The sequence below is a fragment of the Mesorhizobium argentiipisi (SeqCode) genome (genome assembly GCF_037179585.1).
GTDB classification, from domain to species: domain Bacteria; phylum Pseudomonadota; class Alphaproteobacteria; order Rhizobiales; family Rhizobiaceae; genus Mesorhizobium; species Mesorhizobium argentiipisi.
Genome location: NZ_JAPYKO010000001.1, coordinates 114,890 through 121,463, shown reverse-complemented (window position 1 = coordinate 121,463; position 6,574 = coordinate 114,890). Strand labels below are relative to the sequence as shown.

Here is a 6,574-nt window from a genome sequence, read left to right as displayed (position 1 = left end):
ACGGGCTCAACCGGAGCTACCGGAGCCACAGGTGCGACCGGCGATACCGGCGCAACTGGAGCAACTGGTGCCACCGGCTCGACCGGGGCAACTGGAGCGACTGGTGCCACCGGCTCAACCGGGGCTACCGGAGCCACAGGCTCGACGGGAGCAACCGGAGCCACAGGTGCGACGGGCGATACCGGCGCCACTGGAGCGACTGGTGCCACGGGCTCGACTGGTGCGACCGGAGCGACTGGTGCGACGGGCAATACCGGCGCCACTGGAGCAACCGGAGCGACGGGTAGCGGCGGTCCGACCGGAGCCACCGGACCGACAGGCCCAGGCGGCGAAACCGGGCATCAAGGTCCGCAGGGCAACAACGGGCACGGCAATGGCGAACAGAACGCGCCAGGCAATTCTGGCGACCACAACAATGCCGATAACAGCTCGCACCAAGGGCAGGGCAACTCTGCCGGTGGCCAAGGCAATGGAAATGGCGGGCCCCACGCCACCTTAACGGCAAGCACGCTGGGCCTGACGGACTCCAAGCAGTTCTTGCAGTCCGGCTCGTCCGGCGGCGGCGGCCCTGCCTCGTTCGGGAAACTTGTCAGCCAGGCTGCCAATTCGGCGACGACCGATCTCTTGAACGTGCTCAACACGGTCAAAGGCTTTGGTCAGAACCAGAATAAGCCGTCCGGCGCGACGTCCGACCTGGTATCGGACAAGGGCAAGCAAGGTGCTGGCTACGGTCAGGCCGACGACACGCTGAAAAAGGCTCTGAAGGATATTCTGAAGCCGAATGACTGAGTGTCGGTCACGAAAAGCACGCGCGGGCTTTGCGGAAACGCAGGGCCCGCGCCCTTGCGTCTTGGACAGAGGGAAAAGGCTCGTGCCGTGGCCTTGTTCGCATTACAATAGAGTTGCCGTGCACCCACGCCGGCGCAGTCGTTGCGGCAGCGTTCTCGAACCCTCGCTTGCAGGTCGCAGGGGAAGTAGATGGTGAGCGTTCCTCAATACACCCTGGCTCAGCCGGTCCCAATCCGTACGGATATGGAAGCGCGCAAGGCCGGGAACGGTCACAAGATCGCAGAGGACCGGACCCCTGGCGGCCCCGCCGCTTTCGATCGGATCGGGCCGCGAGTCAAGGCAATGCTCCAGGTCGCCCGCTATCACGGTGTCGAACTGGATCCTAATGAATTCCGAGCAACGGCCGAAGGGTCGTTTCCAACCGCCTCCGACCTCTCGCAGTGGGCCCAGAACGCCGGGATGTGGTCTCGTGCGTTGCGTATCCGCTGGTCGCATCTGTTGCGCTTTGAGCACGCGGGGCCAATCGTCCTCCTGTTCAACGATGGCGGAGCCGGTCTCCTTGTCGGGGCAAGCGCCGAACACAACCTCGTTTTCCTCAAGAGCGTCGACGCTTCCGACGACGCGGACGCTCTACCAATAGACGAGCTCCGCCTCGCTCAGGTTTGGTCTGGCGAGGCCGTCTTGTTGCGGGCTGCGCGGTCCCACGTCGCGGCGGACGCGCCATTCACGTTTGGTTGGCTGATCGATCTGGTGCGGCTCGAGAGCCGCCCGCTACGCGACATTGGCATCGCCTCGTTTACGCTTAGTATTCTTACCGTTCTGCCACCTCTCATCGTAATGACGGTGGTCAACAAGGTGCTGCAGTTCAGCAGCGTTTCGACCTTGGTGCTTCTCTCGGCCGTGATTGCTGTTGTCTTCGTCTACGAGACACTACTCGGCCATGCTCGGCGGCTGATCGTCAACGTTGTCGGCACGCGTCTGGACACGAAGCTCAATCTGCATGTTTTCGGCAGGCTGTTGCGCCTGCCTCTCGACTATTTCGAGCGGCATCCTGCAGGCGAGACGATGTATCACCTTGCCCAGGTTTATCGCATTCGTGAGTTCCTGACCGGCAAGCTCCTCAGCACATTCCTGGATCTGATCACGTTGTGTGTCCTGATCCCGGTCATCTTCTACATAAATCCCATACTGGCCTGGATGGTGCTCGCCTGTGCGGTCGTGATCATGGCGACGATCTTCGCCTTCCTCGCGCCGCTGCGCCGACACTATCAACGCGTCGTGGACGCGGAGACCTTGAAGGCAGCCGCGCTCGGCGAGACCGTCGTCGGCATCAAGACCGTCAAGGCGCTCGGGCTCGAACCGCAGCGCAAGGCGATGTGGGACGAACGGGTGGCCGACGCGGGCAAGGCGCGTCTCGCTTTCGGGCAACTGGCCAACTGGCCGCAGACCCTCGTCACGCCGATCGAGCGTGTCATGGTTCTCGGCACCATGCTCATCGGCGCCTATCTCGCGATGAACGACCGGTCGGGCTACATGGTCGGCAGCCTGTTCGCTTTCATGATGATCGCCCAGCGCGTCGCCCAGCCACTGGTCGGACTGGCACGGCTGGTCGAGGATTATGAGGAGGTCAGCGCGGCGATCGGGGAAGCCGCTTCGGTTCTGAACCGGCCATTGGAGAGCAGTTCCAATTCTGCCGGCCTGCGGCCAAGGCTCGTCGGCGAGATCAAGTTCAGCGATCTGACATTCAGTTACATCGGCACCAAGACACCGGCACTCGACCGGGTCAGCTTCGATGTCCCGGCCGGTACCATGTTCGGCATTGTCGGGCGCAGCGGATCAGGCAAATCGACGATCGCGCGCCTGTTGCAGGGAATAAACCGTGACTACAGCGGGTTTCTCAAGCTCGATGGGGTTGATCTCAAAGAAATCAACCTCCGCCATTTGCGCCAGGGACTGGGCGTCGTCCTTCAGGACAATTTTCTGTTCCGCGGCTCGATCAGGGACAACATCATCGCGGGACGTCCTGGTCTGACGCTGTCCGACGCGATGCGTGCGGCTCAACTGGCAGGTGCGGCCGAATTCATCGAACGCATGCCGAACGGCTACGACACCTATATCGAGGAGGGTTCGCCCAACCTTTCTGGCGGCCAGAAGCAGCGGCTGGCAATCGCTCGTGCGCTCATTCACGATCCGACGATCCTGATCCTCGATGAGGCGACGAGCGCGCTCGATCCGGAGAGCGAGGCCGTAGTGAGCGCGAACCTGATGCGCATCGCCAGCGGGCGCACGATGATTATCGTTTCGCACCGGCTCGCCTCCTTGACTGAATGCGACCAGATCCTCGTCATCGACCAGGGCAAGGTGCTCGATGTCGCTTCTCACCCGGTGCTTCTGGAGCGGTGCGCTGTCTATCGCCAGCTCTGGTTCCAGCAGAACCGGCATCTTGACGGGCGTCATGGCCGTCTGGCGGCCGTGCCGTCCCGACCCGACTGAGCTGGCCGGCAATGAGCAGTACCACTCATTCCACCCTTCCAGTTCACCGGCGCCGGCGAGATGCGAGCGATCCGACTGCGCCCGCCATTCTTGAGTTCAAATGGCCGTCGACGGCAGTCGCCAATGCGCCGATTCCTTGGGTGGCGCGCAGTATCGTGTGGATCATCTCCAGCATGGTCGCCGCCTTGATTGTGCTCGCGGCGCTGATCCCCGTCGATCAGGTCGTCACGACAAGGGGCCTCGTGGTCTCGCAATCACCCAACATTATCGTCCAGCCGTTGGAGACCGCGATCGTCCGATCGATCGAGGTGCGCGAAGGCCAGCGTGTAAAGGCCGGCCAGTTGCTGGCTCGCCTGGATGCCACCTTCGCTTCAGCGGACCTTACGGCGCTGGCCACTCAGGTCTCAACGCTCGAAGCTGAAGTGGCGCGGCTCAAAGCCGAGGCCGAGGGCTTGCCTTTCAGCTATGATGGACTGGACCCGAGCTGGACATTGCAGGCCGCGATCTTCGATCGCCGCAAAGCGGTATATGATGCAAAGCTGGAAAGCTTCGACAGGCAGCGTGACGAGTTGAGCTCCGTCATCTCGCGCTCACAATCCGACGCAGAGGGCTATCGGCAGCGCCTGGCTGTCGCGGCGTCAATCGAAAAGATGCGTCAGCAGCTCGAAGAAAGGCAGGTTGGGAGCCGTCTCAACACGCTTCTCGCCGAGGATAACTCGGCGGAGATGTCGCGCTCGCTCAACAACGCCGAGCAGACGACCGAGGCTGCCAAGCGTCAGCAGGCCGCGGCCGCAGCCGAGCGTGACGGCTACGTGCAGAGCTGGCGTGCCGACGTCTCGCAGAGCCTTTCGGAAGCGAATTCACGCATGTCGGACGCGCGCGAGCTTCTAAACAAGGCGAAGCTGCGCAAGCAGTTGGTGGAACTGAAGAGCGAAGCCGATGCGACCGTTCAGTCGGTCGCCAAGGTGTCGGTAGGCTCGGTCCTGCAGTCCGGCGAGCGCCTGATCACACTTGTCCCATCCAACGCGGTGCTCGAGATCGAGACCAATATCGTTGGGCGCAGCAGCGGCTTCGTCCATGTCGGTGACCCTGTGGCTATCAAGTTCGATACCTTTCCCTACTCGCAGTATGGCTTGGCGCATGGCACCGTTCGCGCCGTCAGCCCGGATTCCTTTTCGGCCAGGGAACAAGCGCGCGATCCCAACAGTTCGCTGGCGATGCTGCCTCCCGATGCTGACCTGTTCTATCGCACCCAGATATCCATCGACGACATCGCACTCCACGGTTTGCCGGCGGACTTCGCGATCAGTCCCGGTATGCCTGTGACTGCGGACGTGAAGGTGGGCCGCCGCACAGTGCTAAAATATCTGCTGGGCGCCCTGCTGCCAATCGGACAGGAAGCGATGCGGGAGCCCTAGATGGCGATCCTCGACCGCCTGACCGCACGTATTCACCCCGCGCTGGCACTTCGCCGGGCAGTCCAGCTCTCCGGCAGCGGCAAGCCTGAGGAAGCTTTTGTGCTGATGGCCATCGCCGCGCGCGGCGGCATTGTGGAAGCGCAATATCAGGTCGGCCGTTGCTACCTGGAAGGCATTGGCGTGCCGCCAAGCCATTCGGAGGGCGCGCGCTGGTTGCGGCGGGCTGCCGATCGCGGCAGCCCCGATGCGCAGACCCTCCTTGCTGCGCTCTGCGTAGCCGGGCTGGCGCCACAGGAAATTGAGGCTGGTTCGGAAGGCTTGTTCGAACGAAATGCCTCGGGAGAGCCAGACTTCGCGGCAGCGCTCGACTTCGCGCGGAAAGCCGCCGAAGCCGGATCCGCTACAGGACAAGCCCTGCTCGGCTACATACTGAGCAAGGGTCCAAAGGCGATGCGCGATCTTGATGCCGCGCATGGCTGGTACGAAAAATCAGCGGCTGCCGGTTGCCCGGAAGGATGTCTTGGCCTGGCCCTTTCTTTGACCCGGTTGAGGCAGCCGGAGCACAGAACCAGAATCGCCACAGAGCTTCGTCGGGCGGCGGACGCCGGTCTGCCAACGGCGATCTATCTGCTTGCCGTGCTCACCGAGCACGGGATGGGAGTGGCTGTCGACCTGGACGCGGCTCAGCGGCTTTATAGGGACGCGGCGGAGACCGGACTCGCATCCGCTCAATTCCGGCTGGGGCTGGCACTCATCGAGGGCAACCTGGTGGATATGGACCCTGTCGCCGGCGAAGCCTGGATGCGTCGCGCCGCGCTGGCAGGAAACGCCGAAGCCGCTTATCGCTTGGGCGAACTGTATGCGAGCCGGCCTCAGCGGGACTTTGCGGAGGCAGCGACCTGGTACCGCAGGGCTGCTGATGGCGGTCACCAGCCGGCCTTACGTGCATTGGCTTCGCTTTATCTCTCGGGCAATGGTGTGGCTCAGGACGCTGAGGAAGGAACTCGCTTGCTGCGTTCCGCAGCAGCCAGCGGCGACCGCGACTCCCAAGTTGACCTGGCAAACCTCGTCCTTGAAGGCGCGGGCGAACCAGATGACGCTGTCAGCGTTGCCGGATGGTTTGGGGCAACCGCATCATCAGGCGATCTGGTTGCGGCGTTCAATCTCGGTCTCTGCTTCCTGGAAGGCGTGGGTGTCGGCAAGGACCAAGAGCGTGCGGCGCGTTGGATGGGGCGGGCGGCCGAAGGCGTTGCCGAGGCGCAATATATGTATGCCCGCATGCTTCAGGAAGGACGAGGCGTGGCTGCCGATCAGAGGCAGGCTCGCGTCTGGTTTGAGCGGGCGGCAAAAGCTGGCCTTGTGGACGCGCAGGTTGCTCTTGCCGAAATGCTTTACAACGGTCGTGGTGGAGAACGCTCTGTCGCTGCCGCAGCCCATCTTTTCAAGCAAGCCGCTGCAGCTGGACATGCCGGGGCGATGTTCGCGATCGGGGCATTGTACGAGACCGGACAAGGCCTATCGATCAATCCTAAAGCGGCGCAGGAATGGTTTGCAGCGGCCGCTGAAAGAGGCCACGGGCATGCGCAGCTCATGCTTGGCCGCTATCTTTCCAGGGGCATTGCCGGCGACCATGACTCCGCTGCCGCCCGCATTTGGTTCGAGCGGGCGGCTGCGCACGGTGTCCAGGAAGCCTCTGATGAGCTGGCCGAAACATAGCGGCGATATAGCTCGCGATTTTTTGGCTTCCGGGATCGGTATCTGGGATACGCCTCAGATGTTCTCCGGCGTGAGGCATGCGAGCACGCAGGCCGCCGATCGACGCTCTGGCGGAATAAGCTTGAAGCGAGGGCAAACAGAGGCCCTCAACGGACGGT

At 62.8% G+C, this 6,574-nt stretch carries 3 protein-coding genes and 1 pseudogene; all 4 read left to right on the top strand.

What is annotated here, in order from left to right; all coding sequences use genetic code 11:
* Positions 1-789 (top strand): annotated as a pseudogene (locus tag O7A05_RS00525) (hypothetical protein); the annotation flags it as partial.
* 189 nt (positions 790-978) lie between these two features.
* Entirely contained in the window at positions 979-3,282 is a 2,304-nt protein-coding gene (locus O7A05_RS00520; RefSeq protein WP_337090998.1) for a peptidase domain-containing ABC transporter, read from the top strand.
* Between the two features lie 11 nt (positions 3,283-3,293).
* On the top strand, positions 3,294-4,700 hold the full coding sequence (locus O7A05_RS00515; protein WP_337090997.1) for an HlyD family type I secretion periplasmic adaptor subunit: 1,407 nt from the start codon (positions 3,294-3,296) through the stop codon (positions 4,698-4,700).
* On the top strand, positions 4,701-6,416 hold the full coding sequence (locus O7A05_RS00510; protein ID WP_337090996.1) for a tetratricopeptide repeat protein: 1,716 nt from the start codon (positions 4,701-4,703) through the stop codon (positions 6,414-6,416).
* The last annotated feature ends 158 nt before the right edge of the window (positions 6,417-6,574 follow it).